General features: G+C 70.2%; 17 protein-coding genes and 1 riboswitch. Of the genes, 11 read left to right on the top strand and 6 right to left on the bottom strand.

The window, feature by feature from the left end; all coding sequences use genetic code 11:
• The first annotated feature begins 217 nt into the window (after positions 1-217).
• The 8 genes from sigR to OHO83_RS17900 all read left to right on the top strand — a co-directional run bounded on the left by sigR (position 218) and on the right by OHO83_RS17900 (position 8,642).
• Positions 218-883 carry an RNA polymerase sigma factor SigR gene (sigR, locus tag OHO83_RS17935; RefSeq protein ID WP_199841903.1) on the top strand — a complete coding sequence of 222 codons (666 nt, stop codon included), beginning with the start codon at positions 218-220 and terminating at the stop codon, positions 881-883.
• A complete protein-coding gene (rsrA, locus tag OHO83_RS17930; RefSeq protein WP_116510175.1) occupies positions 880-1,191 on the top strand; it encodes a mycothiol system anti-sigma-R factor in 312 nt (103 codons plus the stop codon). The genes sigR and rsrA overlap by 4 nt, the downstream gene beginning before the upstream one ends.
• 202 nt (positions 1,192-1,393) lie before the next feature.
• Positions 1,394-2,719, top strand: a complete 1,326-nt coding sequence (locus OHO83_RS17925) for an HD-GYP domain-containing protein (RefSeq protein ID WP_266673965.1) — start codon at positions 1,394-1,396, stop codon at positions 2,717-2,719.
• 74 nt (positions 2,720-2,793) lie between these two features.
• Positions 2,794-3,996: an HD-GYP domain-containing protein gene (locus tag OHO83_RS17920; RefSeq protein WP_266676617.1), complete on the top strand. Its 1,203-nt coding sequence runs from the start codon at positions 2,794-2,796 to the stop codon at positions 3,994-3,996.
• Positions 3,997-4,146: 150 nt separating this feature from the next.
• Complete coding sequence (locus OHO83_RS17915) at positions 4,147-5,127, top strand: tetratricopeptide repeat protein (protein WP_266560298.1); 981 nt, start codon at positions 4,147-4,149, stop codon at positions 5,125-5,127.
• A gap of 65 nt (positions 5,128-5,192) precedes the next feature.
• On the top strand, positions 5,193-5,843 hold the full coding sequence (def, locus tag OHO83_RS17910; protein ID WP_266673967.1) for a peptide deformylase: 651 nt from the start codon (positions 5,193-5,195) through the stop codon (positions 5,841-5,843).
• Between the two features lie 322 nt (positions 5,844-6,165).
• On the top strand, positions 6,166-7,266 hold the full coding sequence (cyc1, locus tag OHO83_RS17905; RefSeq protein WP_389572204.1) for an epi-isozizaene synthase: 1,101 nt from the start codon (positions 6,166-6,168) through the stop codon (positions 7,264-7,266).
• A complete protein-coding gene (locus OHO83_RS17900; RefSeq protein ID WP_266673969.1) occupies positions 7,263-8,642 on the top strand; it encodes a bifunctional albaflavenone monooxygenase/terpene synthase in 1,380 nt (459 codons plus the stop codon). Before cyc1 ends, OHO83_RS17900 begins: the two co-directional genes overlap by 4 nt.
• Positions 8,643-8,717: 75 nt before the next feature.
• Here OHO83_RS17900 and OHO83_RS17895 read toward each other — a convergent pair whose 3' ends face one another.
• Positions 8,718-9,680 (bottom strand): GlxA family transcriptional regulator, encoded by a 963-nt coding sequence (locus OHO83_RS17895; protein ID WP_266673971.1) that lies wholly within the window; start codon positions 9,678-9,680, stop codon positions 8,718-8,720.
• Positions 9,681-9,774: 94 nt separating this feature from the next.
• Here OHO83_RS17895 and OHO83_RS17890 point away from each other — a divergent pair, with 94 nt between their 5' ends.
• Positions 9,775-9,942 (top strand): hypothetical protein, encoded by a 168-nt coding sequence (locus OHO83_RS17890; RefSeq protein WP_266673973.1) that lies wholly within the window; start codon positions 9,775-9,777, stop codon positions 9,940-9,942.
• 35 nt (positions 9,943-9,977) lie between these two features.
• Here the strand turns inward: OHO83_RS17890 and OHO83_RS17885 are convergent, their stop codons facing one another.
• Both OHO83_RS17885 and OHO83_RS17880 read right to left on the bottom strand, forming a co-directional pair.
• On the bottom strand, positions 9,978-10,991 hold the full coding sequence (locus OHO83_RS17885; protein ID WP_266673975.1) for a ribonucleotide-diphosphate reductase subunit beta: 1,014 nt from the start codon (positions 10,989-10,991) through the stop codon (positions 9,978-9,980).
• Complete coding sequence (locus OHO83_RS17880) at positions 10,991-13,387, bottom strand: ribonucleoside-diphosphate reductase subunit alpha (RefSeq protein ID WP_266673977.1); 2,397 nt, start codon at positions 13,385-13,387, stop codon at positions 10,991-10,993. The genes OHO83_RS17885 and OHO83_RS17880 overlap by 1 nt, the downstream gene beginning before the upstream one ends.
• A gap of 117 nt (positions 13,388-13,504) precedes the next feature.
• A riboswitch (cobalamin riboswitch) is annotated at positions 13,505-13,621 on the bottom strand.
• A gap of 89 nt (positions 13,622-13,710) precedes the next feature.
• On the opposite strand from OHO83_RS17880, the gene OHO83_RS17875 reads away from it, so the two are divergent.
• Positions 13,711-14,457, top strand: a complete 747-nt coding sequence (locus OHO83_RS17875) for a hypothetical protein (protein WP_266673979.1) — start codon at positions 13,711-13,713, stop codon at positions 14,455-14,457.
• A gap of 70 nt (positions 14,458-14,527) precedes the next feature.
• Here the strand turns inward: OHO83_RS17875 and mctP are convergent, their stop codons facing one another.
• The 3 genes from mctP to OHO83_RS17860 form a co-directional block, all read right to left on the bottom strand.
• Positions 14,528-16,159, bottom strand: a complete 1,632-nt coding sequence (mctP, locus tag OHO83_RS17870) for a monocarboxylate uptake permease MctP (RefSeq protein WP_266673981.1) — start codon at positions 16,157-16,159, stop codon at positions 14,528-14,530.
• Positions 16,156-16,410, bottom strand: a complete 255-nt coding sequence (locus OHO83_RS17865) for a DUF3311 domain-containing protein (protein WP_266673983.1) — start codon at positions 16,408-16,410, stop codon at positions 16,156-16,158. Before OHO83_RS17865 ends, mctP begins: the two co-directional genes overlap by 4 nt.
• 173 nt (positions 16,411-16,583) lie before the next feature.
• On the bottom strand, positions 16,584-17,372 hold the full coding sequence (locus tag OHO83_RS17860; RefSeq protein ID WP_266676621.1) for a GntR family transcriptional regulator: 789 nt from the start codon (positions 17,370-17,372) through the stop codon (positions 16,584-16,586).
• Positions 17,373-17,674: 302 nt separating this feature from the next.
• On the opposite strand from OHO83_RS17860, the gene OHO83_RS17855 reads away from it, so the two are divergent.
• Positions 17,675-18,955, top strand: a complete 1,281-nt coding sequence (locus OHO83_RS17855; RefSeq protein ID WP_266673985.1) for an extracellular solute-binding protein — start codon at positions 17,675-17,677, stop codon at positions 18,953-18,955.
• Positions 18,956-19,018: the final 63 nt, after the last annotated feature.

Here is a 19,018-nt window from a genome sequence, read left to right as displayed (position 1 = left end):
TCACGAGTGCTGACGAGAGGAAGTCCGCCGCATGGGTTCGACCATCTGCCCGAGCCGCAGCAGCGCCACTGACCTGGAGTGGAGCGTGCTGCACGCGGCGAAGAGCGCCCCCATTCGGACGGCGGGCGGACAAGATCGCCAGGCCGCTCCGACCGAGGGTCGTCTATTCTCCGATTCGAGTGGGGTCTCCTTCGGCCCCGCCACGTCGTTGGAGGAGGTGGGTCCGGTCACTGGCACCGACGCAGGGACCGAACACGGGCAGGCGGAAGAGCCCGAGGAGACCGCCGCGGAGCGCAGTCTGCGCTTCGAGCGTGACGCGCTCACGTTCCTCGACCAGATGTACTCGGCCGCGCTGCGCATGACGCGCAATCCGGCCGACGCCGAGGACCTGGTGCAGGAGACCTACGCGAAGGCGTACGCGTCGTTCCACCAGTTCCGTGAGGGCACGAACCTCAAGGCGTGGCTGTACCGCATCCTCACGAACACCTTCATCAACTCGTACCGCAAGAAGCAGCGCGAGCCCCAGCGCAGTGCCGCCGAGGAGATCGAGGACTGGCAGCTGGCGCGTGCCGAGTCGCACATGTCGACCGGCCTGCGGTCCGCCGAGTCGCAGGCGCTCGACCACCTGCCCGACTCGGACGTGAAGTCGGCGCTCCAGGCGATCCCCGAGGAGTTCCGGATCGCGGTCTATCTCGCCGACGTAGAGGGCTTTGCGTACAAGGAGATCGCGGACATCATGGGGACACCCATCGGGACGGTGATGTCCCGGCTCCACCGGGGCCGTCGCCAGCTGCGCGGCATGCTCGAGGACTACGCCCGCGACCGCGGACTGGTCCCGGCCGGCGCCGGAGAGTCGAACGAAGCGAAAGGCTCGGGCTCATGAGCTGCGGAGAGCCGCACGAGACGGATTGCAGTGAAGTCCTCGACCATCTCTACGAGTTCCTCGATCACGAGATGCCGGACAGCGACTGCACGAAGTTCGAGACGCACTTCGAGGAGTGCAGTCCGTGCCTGGAGAAGTACGGCCTCGAGCAGGCCGTGAAGAAGCTGGTCAAGCGGTGCTGCGGCCAGGACGACGTACCGAGCGACCTGCGGTCGAAGGTCATGGGCCGCATCGACCTGATCCGGTCCGGGCAGGCCGTGCCCGACCAGGACGTGACGGCGTCGGCTCCCAAGCTGCGGGAAGCCTGAGACCACGGCCGCGAGGCCGAGCGGTGACGAGCGGGACGTGACGGCGCTACGTCACGTCCCGCCGCTGTTCCCCGCCCCCGTCACCCGAATGTGCTAATCCCCCGTCGGGTGTCCCGGGCAATCCTCGCGATGCCGCCCGCGCGCCCCGCCCACCGCTCTATTCTCCGGAACCTGAAGCGGGATCACGGGCAGGGGGGTCGGTATGCGCACGGTTCCGCCAGTGGCCCTCGGCTATGTCCTGTGCGCGGCCGGCGGCGCCCTCGCGTGCCTGGCACCCGCCGCGGGTCCGGCCACACCGTGGCCCGCCGTCGGACTCCTCGCCGTCCTCTACACGGGATGCGAGAACGCGGGCCAGTGCCGCGTGATCGGGCGGCGCGTGCCCAGGGGCATGGGCACCTTCTTCCCCGTCCTGCTCGCCGGAGCGTTCCTCCTGCCGCCCGCGGCGGCCGCACTCGTCGCCGTGCCCGGAGCGCTCGCCGCGAGGACGGACCGGCGCCCGGCCGGCCTGCGCCGCGTCTGGCGCGCCGCCCAGCTCGCCCTCGCCACCTGGGCCGCCGCCCGCGTCCACGGAGCGCTCGGTGGCACCGCGGCCGTGTCCGCGCCCCACTTCCCGTACGCGCTCGTGCCCGCCGGAGCGGCCGTCCTGGTCTTCTGCGCCGCCCTCGCCCTGCTCGACGGCGGCATCCTCGCCACCGCCGAACGCGTCCCGCTGCGCGCCGCCTGGCGCGGCCTCTTCCCGCGCGCCCTCGGACCCGTCGCCGTGCACGGCCTCGCGGGCCTCATGATGGCCGTCCTGTGGCGCAGCCCGTACGGCCCTTTCGCCGCGCTCCTCGTGCTGCTGCCGATGTACATCTCCTGCTGGGTGTTCGCCCAGTACCACCGTGAGCGCGCCGCCCACCAGGAGACGATCCGGGCCCTCGTGCAGGCCGTCGACATCAAGGACGGGTACACACGCGGCCACAGCGAGCGGGTCGGCCGGGCGTCCATGATGATCGCCCGCGAACTCGGCATGGCGGACGAGCGCGCCGAGGTCCTGCGGTTCGCCGGGATCCTGCACGACGTCGGCAAACTCGGCGTACCGACCCGCCTGTTGCGCAAGGACGGGCCGCTGACCCCCGAGGAGCGGCGCATCATCGAACTGCACCCCGAGTACGGGCACGAGATGGTGCGCGGGATCGGGTTCCTCGGGGAGGCGCGGGCGGCGATCCTGCATCACCACGAGCGGATGGACGGCAGCGGGTACCCCTACGGGCTCACGGGGGCGCAGATCCCGGAGTTCGCGCGGGTCGTGGCGGTGGCGGACGCGTTCGACGCGATGACGTCCACACGGTCCTACTCGCGGGCCCGGCCCGTCGACGTCGCGCTCGCCGAGCTGTCCCGGTGTGCGGGCGCGCAGTTCGATCCGCAGATGGTCGGGGCGCTGGTGCGGGCGCTCGGGCGGCACGGGTGGCACCCCGCCGTGACCGCGGACGAGGCCGCCGCACAGGTGCCCGGGTCCCGCGTCGCGCGGCGGGCGGCGCCGCGGTGACGTGGACGCGGTCCCCGGGTCCGGGAAGCGGCCGGGCGCGCACCACGGTCGCGGCCGTCCAGGGCCTCGCCGTCGTGCTCACCGCCGCCGCCCTCGGTGCCACCGTGTGGAACGGCGTCGAGGAGCCCGGGACGGCGCTCGCCTTCGGCGTGCTCATAGCCGTCGGTGAGCTCGCCCGCTGGGGGGCACCGGGAGGGGACCGGGAGCCCGCGCCTCTGGGGTTTGCCGGCGCGCTCGCGTACGCACTCCTCGGGGAGACGGCCGGACAGGCGACGCATCACGGAGCGCTCCAGGTCGTCGCCGTCTGCGTCGCGGCCGCACTCGTCGGCTCCGTACCGCACCTCGCCCTCGGGCACGGCCCGTCCGCGGACCACATGGCGCGGCGAGTCCTGACCGTCGCCTTCGCCGCCGTCTGCTTCCAACCCCTGTACAACCGGGGCAGGTTCGGCGCCTGGCTCGGTGACGGCGCGGCCTACGCGCTGCTGCTCGTCGGGCTGCTCGTCCTGACCGCGCTGTGCGACGCCGTCCTCGCCGCGGCCACGGCACACGCCCGTACCGGCTGGCCGTTCGGGCCGCTGCTCAGGGACGAACTGCGGGCCATGATCGGCATCGGCTCCGCGGTGTGCGCCACCGGCGCCGTCATCGCCCTCGCCGTGGCCGTCGCCGGACTGTGGGCGCTGCCCGTCTTCTGCCTGCCCCTGTTCCTGACCCAGCTCGCGTTCCGCCGGTACGCCGCCGTGCGGACCACGTACCGGCAGACGATCACCTCGCTGGCCCGCGCCACCGAGATCGCCGGGTACACACCCCAGGGCCACGCCCTGCGCGTGGCGGCGCTCAGCCGCGCCGTGGGCCGTGAGCTGGGACTCTCCGAGCCCGACCTCACCGTCCTGGAGTACGCGGCCCTCATGCACGACATCGGGCAGCTGTCCCTCGTCGACCCGGTGGCCGACGGCGCCACCGCCGCCCTGCCCGCCCAGGAGCAGCGCCGCATCGCTCTGCTAGGCGGGGCCGTCGTGCGCCAGACGGGCGTGGACGCGGAGGTCGCCGTCGTCGTCGAGCGCCAGGCCGACCCCTACCGTGAGCAGCCCCTCACCGCGCGCATCGTCCGCACCGCCAACGCATACGACGAGATGGCCCGGGGAGAAGGCCCCCAGGGCCCCCTCACCGCCTTGGAGCGGCTGCGTCTGGCCACAGGGCGCGACTACCAGCCCGATGTGGTGGAATCCCTGGCCAGGGTCGTGTCGAGGGGCGGGGTGACCCTGCCCCCGGCTGGGTAACCCATGGGTAATGAGCGGCTGTCCGGCCGTACGTGGTTGGATGCGAAGAAGAGGATGTCCGGGGGCTCAGGCCCCGGCCGTGCTCCTTGGGGGAAGGCCCCCCGAGGGCACCGTCCCCCGGACCGACAGGCGGGAATGCAGGCGGGAATCGTGAGGATCTTCGGCAAGGGACGGCACCGGCCCTCCGCCTCATGGCGGCAGGCCACCGATCGGGCGTTCACGCTCATCGGCGACGGCCGGTACGAGGACGCCGGGGCCCTGCTCACCCGGGCCGCCGACCTCGAGCCGTGGCTGTCGGAGTCCTGGTTCAACCTCGCGCTGCTGCACAAGTTCCGGCACGACTGGGAGCAGGCCCGGGCCGCGGGCCTGCGCGCGGTGGCCCTCCTGGACCGCGAGAGCGGCGCCCCCGACTGGTGGAACGTGGGCATCGCGGCCACCGCCCTGCAGGACTGGCCGCTCGCACGGCGGGCCTGGCAGGCGTACGGACTGAAGGTGCCGGGCGGTGCGACCGCCGCCGGTGAGCCGACCGGCATGGACCTGGGCAGTGCCGCGGTACGGCTGTCGCCGGAGGGCGAGGCCGAGGTGGTGTGGGGGCGCAGGCTGGACCCCGCCCGCATGGAGGTCCTGTCCATTCCGCTGCCGTCCTCCGGGCGCCGCTGGGGCGAGGTCGTGCTGCACGACGGAGTGCCCCACGGGGAGCGGACGACGGCCGCCGGGCACTCGTACCCCGTCTTCGACGAGATCGAGCTGTGGGCGCCCTCGCCGGTACCGACCTGGGTCGTCCTCCTGGAGGCCGCGACCGAGGCCGACCGGGACGCCCTGGAGCAGCTCGCCTCCGACGCCGGTTTCGCCGCCGAGGACTGGTCGTCCTCCGTGCGGCTGCTGTGCCGGATGTGCTCCGAGTCGCGGATGCCGTCCGACGAGGGCGACGGCCGGCACCTGGATCCGCACGACCACAGCGAGCCCGGACATCCCGGGCCGCTCGGCCACCGCACGGACGGCCAGCTGTGGGTGCCCGAGCGCGAGTGCGGCGTCGCCGCGCCCGCGTCGCTCGTGCGAGGGCTGCTCGACGGCTGGGTCGCGGACAGCCCGGACTCCAGGGACTGGCGGGACCTTGAAGAGGTCTGCTGACCGCTCCCCGTAGGCTGTACCCCGGAAAATTTGTCGCAGCAGGTACCGGAAGGCGTACGTCGGACATGGCGCAGCAGGACACCGAGCACGAGCACGCCGGAGTGCTCCCCGTGGACGACGAGGGCTTCGTCCTCGACACCGAGGACAACGCCGCCCGCGAGGAGGCCGCCGTCGCGCGCGGCACGTCGCGGCCGATCACCGTCGTCGGGAACCCCGTCCTGCACAAGGAGTGCAAGGATGTCACCGAGTTCGGCGACGAGCTCGCGCAGCTGGTCGACGACATGTTCGCCAGCCAGCGCACCGCGGAGGGCGTGGGCCTCGCCGCCAACCAGATCGGCGTCGACCTGAAGGTCTTCGTCTACGACTGCCCCGACGACGACGGTGCGCGCCACACCGGCGTGGTCTGCAACCCGGTGCTCCAGGAGCTGCCCGCGGACCAGCGCCGCCTCGACGACTCGAACGAGGGCTGCCTGTCCGTGCCGACGGCGTACGCGCCGCTCGCGCGTCCCGACTACGCGGTGGTGACCGGGCAGGACGAGAAGGGCAACCCGATCAAGGTCCGCGGCACCGGCTACTTCGCGCGCTGCCTCCAGCACGAGACGGACCACCTGTACGGGTACCTGTACATCGACCGCCTCTCCAAGCGCGAGCGCAAGGACGCACTGAAGCAGATGGCCGAGGGCACTGCGCGCTACGAGGTCGTCCCCAACGACTGAGTGGGAAGGGCCCGTTGGGGCCCGAGTGCACCGAGTGACACGCGAGCGGCGTCCGGCCAGACCTCCAACTGGCCGGGCGCCGCTCGCGTGTTCGGGGGCCGGACCGCCCCGGCGGTCAGGTGTACGAACCGGACCGGCCGCGGGTGATCCAGAATCAGTCATCTAAGGGGATTTTTCCGGCGGGCGGGGGGAGTGAGGGGAGCAAATCCGTTCCCAGAACGGTCAGTTGTAGTGCTGAATAGAAAGTGCGGGGATACGCAACGGCGCGCGCCCGGCACAGCACAGGGGCGCATGCCACCAGGCGGCTGAGAGGGGTTTGTTCGTGCCTGCTTTCTCACACAGCACTTCACGGACTCGGGTGCAGACACAGACACAGACGCAGACAGCGGTCCCACCGGCGCTGGCACTACCGGTGATCGAGGAGGCGTTTCCTCGCAACCTGCATCCGTATTGGCCGAAGCTTCAGGAGAAGACGCGGTCCTGGCTGCTCCAAAAACGACTCATGCCGGCCGACAAGGTGGAGAAATATGCCGATGGCCTGTGCTACACCGACCTCATGGCGGGCTACTACATAGGAGCCCCCGACGACCTCCTCTCCGCGATTTGCGACTACAGCGCGTGGTTCTTCGTCTGGGACGACCGCCACGACCGCGACGTGATCCACGGCCGGGCCGGCGCCTGGCGGCGCCTCGCCGTCCAGCTCCACGCGGCACTCGAGGCACCCCAGCTCCATCTGCACCACAGGGACCCGCTGGTGGCCGCATTCGCCGACAGCATCGTCCGGCTGAACGGCTCCCTCACCCGTTCATGGAACGCCCGGTTCGCCCGCCACTTCCACGTGGTGATCGACGCGTACGACCAGGAATTCCGGAACCGGACCTCGGGAACGGTGCCCACGGTCGAGGAGTACATCGAACTCCGAAGGAACACCTTCGCGCACTGGATATGGCTCGACCTCCTGGAGCCGACCGCGCAGTACGAGCTCCCCGAATGGGTGCTCGAAAGCCCCGCCTACCGGCGGGCCGCGCTCGCGTGCCAGGATTTCGCCGCCTGGTACAACGACCTCTGCTCACTGCCCAAGGAACTCGCGGGTGATGAACTCCACAATCTCGGGATAAGCCTCATCCAGCACGAGGGACTTTCCCTCGAAGAGGCCGTGGAAGAAGTCCGCAGAAGGGTTCGCGGATGCATTGCCGAATTCCTGGACGCCGAGCCCGAAGTTCTGCGGATGGCGGACGAGGCGGCCGACGGGACTTTAGCGGGAGAGAGCCTCGCGGTGGCACTCAGGTCATGCGTCTCCAATATGCGGAACTGGTTCAGTTCCGTGTACTGGTTCCACCACGAGTCGGGCCGCTATCAGGTGGACAGCTGGGACGACCGCGCCACTCCTCCGTACATCAGCGATCAGGCAGGTGACGCATGACCGTCGAATCGGCAGAATCCTCGGTTCCGGCCGTCGCGGAGCCCGGTGAGCGGCGCACGCCGCCGTACGCCGGCGGCGGCGCGCCCCTCCTCGGGCACGCCTGGAACCTCGTGCGCGACCCTCTCGCCTTCGTCGCGGGACTGCGCGGCCACGGCGACCTGGTCCGCATCAGGCTCGGCCCGAAGACGGCGTACGCGGTCTGCGACCCCGACCTCGTGGCCGCGCTCCTCAAGAGCCCCGACTACATGGTCGGCGGCCCCCTCTGGGACACGCTCGGAGTGCTCCTCGGCAAGGGCGTGGCGACCAGCAACGGCCCCATGCACCGGCGCCAGCGGCGCACCATCCAGCCCGCGTTCAGGACGGACCGCATCGCCGACCACGCGACCGTGATGGAGGAGGAGGCGCGCGCCATGGCGGCGCGCTGGAAGCCCGGCGACACGGTCGACATCGGCGCCGAGGTGTTCCGCACAGCGGTCCGCATCGTCGCCCGCTCCGTCCTGCACGTCGACTCGGTCGACGAGCGCGCCGACCGGCTCAGCTCCTCGCTGCACACGGTCTTCAGCGGTCTGTACCGGCGCATGGTCCTGTCCGTCGGACCCTTCTACCGGCTGCCGCTTCCGGCCAATCGCCGATTCGAGCGGGCGTTGGCCGATTTGCATCGGCTGGTGGACGAGATCATTGCCGAGCGGCGCGCATCCGGAGTCAATCCGGGCGACCTGCTCGCGGCATTGCTCGGCGCCGAGGACGAGAATGGCGAAACGGTCGGCGAGCAGGAGGTGCACGACCAAGTCGTCTCGCTCGTCGTGGCCGGCGCGGAGAATGTCGCGTCGACCCTCACGTGGACGTTCCAGCTCCTCGCGGAACACCCGGGGCAGGAAAGGAGGTTGCACGACGAGGTTGAATCCGTGACGGATGGCCGCCCCGTCGCATTCGCCGACCTCAAGGGCCTAATCCACACGCGCAATGTCATCACGGAGGCGATGCGCATACGGCCCGCCGTATGGATATTGACGCGGCAGGCCGCCGTCGATACCGAGCTCGGCGGCTATCACATTCCGGCCGGTGCCGACATCGTCTACAGCCCGTATGCGATGCAGCGCGATCCGCGGTCCTTCCGTGACCATCTGGAGTTCGACCCCGACCGCTGGCTTCCGGAACGCGCCGCGGAAAGCCGGCAGAGCGCGATGATGCCGTTCAGCGTCGGCAACCGGAAGTGCCCCGGCGATCACTTCAGCATGGCCGAACTGGCCATCATCCTGGCCACGGTGACGCCCCGCTGGCGGCTGGTTCCGGTCGCGGAGACGGACACCACGGCCCGCATCGGGATCACGCTCCAGCCCAAGCGGGCGCTGCTGCGGGTGGAGGAGCGTGGGTAGCCGCGGCGCTGTCGGACGCGCGGGAGGCCGGTCCGCCGGCTCCCCGCGCGCCCGGCCCGATCCGAACGAAAGGCCCTAGGCCGCGGACCGTACGCGGAACGTGCGCCGGAAGGCGTTGGGCGTCGTGCCCAGCGCCTTCATGAACTGATGCCGCATCGCCGCCGCGTTGCCGAACCCGGCCCGCCCGGCGATCGACTCCACCGTCTCGTCCGTCTGCTCCAGCAACTCCTGGGCCAGCAGCACTCGTTGGCGGAGCAGCCAGCGGTACGGCGTCGTGCCCGTCTCCTGCTGGAAGCGGCGCGCGAAGGTGCGCGGCGACATATGGGCGCGCGCCGCGAGCTCCTCGACCGTGAGCGTCTCGTCCAGATGCGCCTCCATCCACGCCAGCACGCTTCCCACGGTGTCGCAGGGAGTGACGGGCAGCGGGCGCTCCACGTACTGGGCCTGCCCGCCGTCGCGGTGCGGCGGGACCACCATGCGGCGCGCGATGGCGTTGGCGACCTCGGAGCCGTGCTCCGTGCGGACGATGTGCAGGCAGGCGTCGATGCCGGCGGCGGTACCCGCCGAGGTGATGACCGGCCCCTCGTCGACGTACAGGACGTCGGGGTCGACGCGGGTGCGCGGGAAGGCGACGGCGAGTTCGTGCGCGTACCGCCAGTGCACGGCGCACCGGCGGCCGTCGAGGAGTCCGGCCTCGCCGAGCACGAACACCCCCGAGCAGACGCTGAGGACCCGCGCGCCCCGGTCGACGGCCCTGCGCAGCGCGTCGAGCAGCTCGGGAGGGTAGCCCTCGCGGACGCGGCCCGCCGCGGGGACGGCGATGAGGTCGGCCTCCTCGAGCCGCTCCAGGCCGAACGGGGTGGAGACCGTCATGCCCGGTACATGGGTGGCCAGGTCGGGCCCTTCGGCGGACACGGCCGCGAAGTCGTACACGGGCAGCCCGGCATCGCCGCGGTCGAGGCCGAACACCTCGCAGATCACGCCGAGTTCGAAGGGATGCACACCGTCGAGCAGCACTGCGGCCACGTTCTTCAGCATGCCGTCCAGTGTGCCCCAGGCTTGGCAGTAATTCGAGGGTCAGTGACAGTCCTGCCACTGCCGGATGCGTCCGCGGGGGACGAGAGTGGAGGACATGAACACAGCGATGAACTACCTCACCGTCCTCTTCGTCTTCCTCCTCCTGGCCGCCCCGTCCCTGTACGGGATCGCCAACGACCGCCGGATCGACCGGCAGCTCCGGCAGGCGCGGCGGGACGCCGAACGCCCGTCCCGCCGCGCCGAGTTCACGACCGTCGCCTAGAGATCCCGACCGGAGATCCGGCCGGAGGTCCCGGCCTAGAAGTCCTCGTCGAACCCGACCGAGCCCTCGACCGCGACCTGGTACGCCGACGGCCTGCGCTCGAAGAAGTTCGTCAGTTCCTGGACGCCCTGGAGCTCCATGAAGGAGAAGGGGTTCTCCGAGCCGTAGACCGGCGCGAAGCCGAGGCGCTGGAGGCGCTGGTCGGCGACGCACTCCAGGTACTGGCGCATCGAGTCGGTGTTCATGCCGGGCAGGCCGTCACCGCACAGGTCGCGGGCGAACTGGAGCTCGGCCTCGACCGCCTCGCGCAGCATCGCGGTGACCTGCTCCTGGAGCCGGTCGTCGAACAGTTCCGGCTCCTCCTTGCGGACGGTGTCGACGACCTCGAACGCGAACGACATGTGCATCGTCTCGTCGCGGAACACCCAGTTGGTGCCGGTCGCGAGCCCGTGCAGCAGGCCGCGGCTGCGGAACCAGTACACGTAGGCGAACGCCCCGTAGAAGAACAGGCCCTCGATGCACGCGGCGAAGCAGATCAGGTTGAGGAGGAAGCGGCGGCGGTCCGCCTTCGTCTCCAGGCGGTCCAGCTTCTCGACCGAATCCATCCACTTGAAGCAGAACTCGGCCTTCTCGCGGATGGAGGGGATCTCCTCGACCGCGTCGAACGCGGCCGCGCGGTCCTCCGGGTCCGGGAGGTAGGTGTCCAGGAGGGTCAGGTAGAACTGGACGTGCACGGCCTCCTCGAACAGCTGGCGCGACAGGTACAGGCGCGCCTCGGGGGAGTTGATGTGCTTGTACAGCGTCAGGACCAGGTTGTTCGAGACGATCGAGTCACCCGTCGCGAAGAACGCGACCAGCCGGCCGATCATGTGCTGCTCGCCCGGCGACAGCTTCGCGAGGTCGGCGACGTCCGAGTGGAGGTCGACCTCCTCGACGGTCCAGGTGTTCTTGATCGCGTCCCGGTAGCGCTCGTAGAAGTCCGGGTAGCGCATGGGACGCAGGGTCAGCTCGAAGCCCGGGTCGAGCAGGTTCTTGTTCTCGCTGGTCATTACTGGCAGGCCTCGCAGGACTCGGGGTTTTCGAGGGAGCAGGCGACGGCCTCGGGGTCGGCGGCCTGCTGCGCGGGAATGGGGGCGGCGGACGCCGCGCGGGCGATCCGCGTCGCCGGGCGTGAGCGCAGGTAGTACGTCGTCTTGAGACCCGACTTCCAGGCGTACGCGTACATCGACGAGAGCTTGCCGATGGTGGGCGTCTCCAGGAACAGGTTCAGGGACTGCGCCTGGTCGAGGAACGGCGTACGGGCCGCCGCCATGTCGATGAGGCCGCGCTGCGGGATCTCCCACGCGGTGCGGTACAGCTCGCGCACCTCGGCCGGGATCCAGCCGAAGCCCTGCACGGAACCGCTGGACTCGCGCAGCGCCTCGCGGGTCTGCGCGTCCCACACGCCGAGGCGCTTGAGCTCCTGGACCAGGTAGGAGTTGACCTGGAGGAACTCCCCGGACAGCGTCTCGCGCTTGAACAGGTTGGAGACCTGCGGCTCGATGCACTCGTAGACGCCCGCGATGGAGGCGATCGTGGCGGTGGGCGCGATGGCGAGGAGCAGGGAGTTGCGCATGCCCGTGGCGGCGATGCGCTCGCGCAGCGCGGCCCAGCGCTCCGGCCAGGCCGGCTCGACGCCGTAGTGGTCGGGGTGCAGTACGCCGCGCGCGGTGCGGGTCTTCTCCCACGCGGGCAGGGGCCCGTTGCGTTCGGCGAGGTCGGCGGACGCCTCGTACGCGGCGAGCATGATGCGCTCGGCGATCCGCGTGGACAGGGCCTTCGCCTCGGGGGAGTCGAAGGGCAGCTTCAGCTGGAAGAAGACGTCCTGGAGGCCCATCGCGCCGAGGCCCACCGGGCGCCACTTGGCGTTGGAGCGGCCGGCCTGCTCGCTCGGATAGAAGTTGATGTCGACGACGCGGTCGAGGAACGTGACGGCCGTGCGGACGGTCTCGTCGAGGCGCTCCCAGTCGATCTCCCCGCCGTCGGCTCCCTGCCGCACGAAGGCGCCGAGGTTGACCGAGCCCAGGTTGCAGACCGCGGTCTCGCCGTCGTCCGTGACCTCGAGGATCTCGGTGCACAGGTTCGAGGAGTGGACGACGTTGCCGCGCTCCGCCGTCTGGTTGGCGGTGCGGTTGGCGGCGTCCTTGAACGTCAGCCAGCCGTTGCCGGTCTGCGCCAGGGTGCGCATCATGCGGCCGTACAGCTCGCGGGCGGGCATCGTCTTCTGCGCGAGCCCGGCGGCCTCCGCCGCGCGGTACGCGGTGTCGAACTCCTCGCCCCACAGGTCGACGAGGTCGGGCACGTCGGACGGCGAGAAGAGCGACCACGTGCCGTCGTCGGCGACGCGGCGCATGAACTCGTCGGGGATCCAGTGCGCGAGGTTGAGGTTGTGGGTGCGCCGGGCGTCCTCGCCGGTGTTGTCCCGCAGCTCCAGGAACTCCTCGATGTCGGAGTGCCACGTCTCCAGGTAGACGGCCGCGGCGCCCTTGCGCCGGCCGCCCTGATTCACCGCCGCGACGGACGCGTCGAGGGTCTTCAGGAACGGCACGATGCCGTTGGAGTGCCCGTTCGTGCCGCGGATCAGCGAACCGCGCGAGCGGATCCGCGAGTACGAGAGTCCGATGCCGCCCGCGTGCTTGGAGAGCCGCGCGACCTGGTGGTAGCGGTCGTAGATGGAGTCCAGCTCGTCGAGGGGCGAGTCGAGGAGGTAGCAGGACGACATCTGCGGGTGGCGGGTGCCGGAGTTGAAGAGCGTCGGCGACGACGGCAGATAGTCGAGGCGGCTCATCAGGCGGTACAGGGAGGCGACTTCGTCGAGCGCGCGGACCGAGTCGTCCTCGGCGAGGCCGCACGCGACGCGCAGCATGAAGTGCTGCGGGGTCTCGACGACCTGCCGGGTGATCGGGTGGCGCAGCAGATAGCGGCTGTGCAGGGTGCGCAGTCCGAAGTAGCCGAAGCGGTCGTCGGCGCCCTCGGTGACGGAGGCGGTGACGAGCGCGTCGAGGCGCTCGGCGTGCAGCGTCACGAAGTCGTACGTGCGGTCGGCGATCAGGCCCTCGCGGTGGCCCACCGCGACGGACTCGGAGAACGAGGTGACGCCCTGCGACGCGGCCTCGTCGGCGATGCTGATCGTCAGGAGCCTGGCGGCCAGCCGCGAGTACGCCGGGTCGTCGGAGATGAGGCCCGCGGCGGCCTCGGTGGCCAGGGAGCGCAGTTCGGCGGTGGCGCCGGAGTCCGCCACCGCGGACCTGCCGCGCAGCGCGGCGGCGGCGACCTTGCCCGGGTCGGTGTCCGGGAGGTCGGCGGTCAGTTCGGTCAGGGTGCGCAGCAGCGCGGTTCCCGGAGCGTCGTGCTGCTCGGGGTTCCCTGCCAGCTCTGAGGCCGGTTCGGCGGGCGCGATGGTCACGTGGGGCTCTCCCTCGCTCGGCTCTGGGCCTGACGGGGAGGAGGGCACGGGGGCATGGCGGGACCCGCGTCACCGGCCCACTCCACGAGACCCGGACGTCGTCATCCCGGGCCGGACGGCTCGGGCAGGCTGTCGACAGGTCCTCGGACTCGCGTATGCGTGCATACGTACACCGTTGCGGGACAGTTCCGGACTTGCACCGGATTCCCCTGCGGCGACAGCGAGCATGAGCATACATCTTGTGCCGGGCTCGGATGGCAGCCCCACATCTTGTGTCGAATAGGGTTGTGGTCGAACTGGTGGCCTAGCAGGGGGAGGCACGGGTGCGGGTGCGGGGAGCGGGCTGTGCCGCGGTACTGCTGATGCTGGTCGCCGGATGCGGGGGCGCCGGGGACAGTGGGTCCGGGCAGCGGGGTGAGGGCGGGAGCGAGGGCGGGAGCCGGCAGCCGTCGGCGTCCGGCGTCGACGGTACGGCGGATCCCGCGAAGGTCTTCACGGGCGCCGAGTTGGGCGCCGCCCTCCTTCCGGCCGAGGCCGTCGGCAAGGGCGCGAAGGCGTACGAGCTCTACCTGGGACTCTTCGATCAGGGTTCCGGGGGAGGCGACTGGAGCACCTGCGCGGCGGGTCGGGACGCGCGCGGGGAACTGTTTCGCATGCGGGGCGCCAGCGCCGAGCGGACGTTCCGTCCGGACCCCGCGGCGGTGGGCGACGACGACCCCTTCGTCCACGAGCGCCTGGTCTCGATGCCGGCCGCGCGGGCCGGGCGCTATCTCGAACTGCGCCGCGAGCTCCACGAGGCGTGCGCCCGCGTCACCGTCGACACCGACGGCGCACCCGTCGAGGAGCACCACGAGGTCCGGCCGCTGCCGGACCTGGGCGACGAGGCGGTCCTGGAGACCACACGGACCACGGGCGGCGACGAGTACGACGGGAGTGCGCACTACGAGGTCGAACTGCGGGTCGGCGGCGTCCTCGTGATCGTGGGGGCGGGCACGGACAGGGACCTGACGCTCTCGTCGGCCGCGGAGGCGGCGCGGCGGGTCGGGAAGGACCTCTACGGAGCCTCGTGAACCCCGGGTACGGCCACGGGCCGCCGGAGGGATCCGGCGGCCCGTTGTGCCGTATTCGGGGGGAGTCGGGTCAGTGCCCGCCGGTGCCCGCCGTCGCCTCCGGCAGCTTCTTCAGGACGCCCGGGTCGCCGGCGTCCGCCGTGTAGTCCGCCGCGGACGTCTCGTCGACGCCCTCAGGGGCCTTCAGCGCCTTCAGGACGAAGGTGAGGACCACCGTGACCACCACGTTCATGACGAACGCCGTGAGGCCGATGTAGCCGATCTCGCCGATGCCCGGGATCTCCTTGGCGCTGCCGCCGAAGTGCTTCTGCGTCGGCGACGCGACCCCGTACGCGGCGAGCGTGCCGTAGACCATGCCGACCGCCCAGCCGGCGAGCAGCGCCCAGCGGTGGAACCAGCGGGTGAACAGGCCGCCGACGAGGGCCGGCATGGTCTGGAGGATCCAGATGCCGCCCAGGAGCTGGAAGTTGATCGCGACGGTCTTGTCCATGGTGAGGACGAAGGCGAGCGCGCCGACCTTCACGAGGAGCGACACCAGCTTGGAGACCTTGGTCTCCTGCTCGGGCGTCGCGTCCGGCTTGATGAAGTCCTTGTAGATGTTGCGCGTGAACAGGTTCGCCGCGGCGATGGACATGATCGCGGCGGGCACGAGCGCGCCGATGCCGATGGCCGCGAACGCGACGCCCGTGAACCAGTCGGGGAACATGTCCTCGAAGAGCTGCGGGATCGCCAGCTGTCCGTTCTGCACCTTGATCCCGGCCGCGATCGCCATGAAGCCGAGCAGCGCGAGCAGGCCCAGCATCAGGGAGTACAGGGGCAGGATGGTGGTGTTGCGGCGGATCACGTTGCGGCTGCGCGAGGACAGCGTCGCCGTGATCGAGTGCGGGTACATGAAGAGCGCCAGCGCCGAGCCGAGGGCCAGCGTCGCGTACGTCCACTGCCCGGCCGGTGCCGGGGCGAGCGATCCGACCGGCTTGCCCGTCGCGGGGTTGGGTGTCGCGAACTTCTCGTTCGCCGCGTGGAAGATGGCGTCGAAGCCGCCCAGCTTGATCGGGATGTAGATGATCGCGACGGCGATGACGAGGTAGATCAGGCCGTCCTTGACGAACGCGATCAGGGCGGGGGCCCGCAGACCCGACGAGTACGTGTACGCGGCGAGCACCGCGAACGCGATGAGCAGCGGCAGGTCCTTGATGAACCAGTTGGTCGACTCGTCGCCGCCGACGCCCATGACGTCCAGGACGGCCTGGATGCCGACGAGTTGGAGCGCGATGTACGGCATCGTGGCGAGGATGCCGGTGACGGCGACGGCGAGGGACAGGCCCTTGGAGCCGAAGCGGCCGCGCACGAAGTCGGAGGTCGTCACATAGCCGTGCTTGTGCGACACCGACCACAGACGCGGCAGGAAGGTGAAGATCAGCGGGTAGACGAGGATCGTGTAGGGCACGGCGAAGAAGCCGGAGGCACCGGCCGCGTAGATCGCCGCCGGGACGGCCACGAAGGTGTACGCGGTGTAGAGGTCGCCGCCGAGCAGGAACCAGGTGACCCAGGTGCCGAACGACCGTCCGCCCAGGCCCCATTCGTCGAGGCTCTGCTCGTTGTCGGCCCTGCGCCAGCGCGCGGCCAGGAAGCCCATGGCCGTGACGGCGATGAAGAAGAAGATGAAGACGCCGAGTGCGACGCCGTTGACTCCGCCGTTCATGCCTGCCCACCCGTCTTCCGGGCGCGCTGGTCACGCTGCCACAGCTTGTACGCGATCATCGTCAGCGCCGTGGAGATGAGGACCCACAGCATCTGGTACCAGTAGAAGAACGGAATACCGATGAAGGTCGGGTCGACCTTTGCGTAGGAGCCGACCCAGAGCATCGCCACGAACGGCGCGACGAGGCACAGGGCAATGATCACTCGCACCGGTGTGACCACCGGCCGTTTCACTTCAGGCACATCCGACATACGGCGGTCCGTCCCCTCGCTGCTCCCGCTTATCTCATGCTTAACGTGGCGGAAATCTAGGCGACGATCTCGTCGTATGGAACCCCTGTCCGGATAACGGACAATGCGTGGCCGACATGCCGTTCATGTGCCGACTCGTCGGTCGGCGCAAGTGGATTCGCGTACGGCGCCCGTCAGTCCGTCGGGCGCTTGAGACGGGCCACGAACTTGTAGCGGTCGCCCCGGTACACCGAGCGCACCCACTCGACGGGCTGTCCCGTGCCGTCCAGGGAGTGCCGCGACAGCATCAGCATGGGCAGACCCACGTCCGTGCCGAGCAGGCCCGCCTCGCGCGGGGTGGCGAGGGACGTCTCGATGGTCTCCTCGGCCTCGGCCAGGCGCACGCCGTAGACCTCGGCCAGCGCCGTGTACAGGGACGTGTACTTGACCAGGGAGCGGCGCAGCGCGGGGAAGCGCTTGGCCGACAGATGCGTCGTCTCGATGGCCATCGGCTCGCCGCTCGCGAGGCGGAGCCGCTCGATGCGCAGGACGCGGCCGCCCGCCGTGATGTCGAGGAGCCCGGCGAGGGTATCGTCGGCGGTCACGTAGCCGATGTCCAGGAGCTGCGACGTGGGTTCCAGGCCCTGGGCGCGCATGTCCTCGGTGTACGAGGTCAGTTGCAGCGCCTGCGAGACCTTGGGCTTGGCGACGAACGTCCCCTTGCCCTGGATGCGCTCGAGCCGGCCCTCGACGACCAGTTCCTGAAGGGCCTGGCGCACGGTCGTGCGGGAGGTGTCGAACTCGGAGGCGAGGGTGCGCTCGGGCGGGACCGGGGTGCCCGGGGGCAGCGTCTCGGTCATGTCCAGCAAGTGCCGCTTCAGGCGGTAGTACTTGGGCACGCGCGCGGTGCGGCCCGCTGCGGGTGCCTCCGCCGTCGTGGCGCCGCCCGCATCGGTTCCGTTGCTGCCCGCATGGGTGCCCATGGTCCGCCTTCCCGGCTCCTGTGGTGCTGCCGTCACCGGCTCCTCCGTCTGTCGCGGCTCACATCGTGGCACGGCCCTCCCCGGGGGTGCCGTGCTCCCTCAGGTGTCGGTCCGATAACGGACGTGACAGCCCTTCTTATACACCCTTGACACCCCTAAAGGTCTAGGCCAAGCTCCGGGTACTGGTCTACACCATTAAAGACCAGGTCCCAGTCCCACGTGCAGTACCACGTCGAGTTTGTTGTGTTCGTCGTATCCGTCGTCGTGGGCGGGGGGTTGCTGGCATCCCTGAGGAGGGTGACGTGAAGCGCAGGCTCATTGCGGCTATCGGTGTCGCGGGCATGTTGGTTTCGATCGCGGCTTGTGGCAGTGGTGATGACGGCGGCAAGGACAAGAAGGCCGGCGCCGACGGCTACAAGGGCCAGACGCTGACCGTGTGGGCCATGGACGGCTCGACGCCGGACACCTGGCAGAAGGACGTCACGGCGGCCTTCGAGAAGAAGACCGGCGCGAAGCTGAAGATCGAGATCCAGCAGTGGAACGGCATCCAGCAGAAGCTGACCACCGCCCTGTCCGAGGAGAACCCGCCCGACGTCTTCGAGGTCGGCAACACGCAGACCCCCGCCTACGCCAAGACCGGCGGCCTCGCCGACCTCTCCGACCTCAAGTCCTCGGTCGGTGCCGACTGGGCCGAGTCGATGAACAAGTCCGCGGTCTCGGACGGCAAGCAGTACGCCGCCCCGTGGTTCGTCGTGAACCGCGTCGTCATCTACAACAAGAAGATCTGGGCCGACGCCGGCATCAAGGACACCCCCAAGACGCGCGACGAGTTCTACAAGGACCTCCAGACCATCGGCAAGAAGACGGACGCGGAGCCGATCTACCTGCCCGGGCAGAACTGGTACCACTTCGTCGGCCTGACCATCGGTGAGGGCGCCGAGCTCGTCAAGAAGGACGGCGACACGTACGTCTCCAACCTGGGTGACCCCAAGGTCGCCGCCGCCATGGAGACGTACAAGAAGTTCCAGGCCCTGTCCAAGGCTCCCAAGGACAAGGACGAGGCCACCCCGCAGCAGGCCGAGGTCTTCGCCAAGGGCAAGACCGGCTCCTTCATCGGCATGGGCTGGGAGTCCGCCCTCGCCATCAAGGCCAACCCGAAGATCGAGAAGGAGATCGGCTACTTCACCGTCCCGGGTGTCTCGGCCGACAAGCCCGAGGGCGTCTTCCTCGGCGGCTCCAACCTGGCCGTCGCCGCGGGCAGCAAGAAGCAGGACCTCGCCAAGGAGTTCCTGAAGCTCGCGCTCTCCGACAAGTTCGAGGGCCAGCTCGCCAAGGAAGGCGGCGTGATCCCCAACAAGGAGGCGCTGCAGTCCAACCTCAAGGGCAACGCGGCCGCCGAGGCCGCCGCTCCCGCCGCGGCCGGCGGCGGCACCACCCCGCTGATCCCGGAGTGGGCCCCGGTCGAGAACGCGCCCAACCCGATCAAGACCTACATGACCGCGGTGCTGAAGGGTAAGTCCCCGGCCGCCGCCGCCAAGCAGGTCGAGGCCGAGTTCAACAAGCGCCTCTCGCAGAAGCAGTAAGGCAGCAAAAGGCCCCGCGGGGACGGAGAGCGCCGGCAGGCCCTCCGCCCCCGCGGGGTCCAC

The sequence above is a fragment of the Streptomyces sp. NBC_00569 genome, assembly GCF_036345255.1.
In the GTDB taxonomy this organism is placed as follows: Bacteria; Actinomycetota; Actinomycetes; order Streptomycetales; family Streptomycetaceae; genus Streptomyces.
Note: the sequence above shows the minus strand (reverse complement) of the source record. Positions and strands in the feature narration are given on the sequence as shown.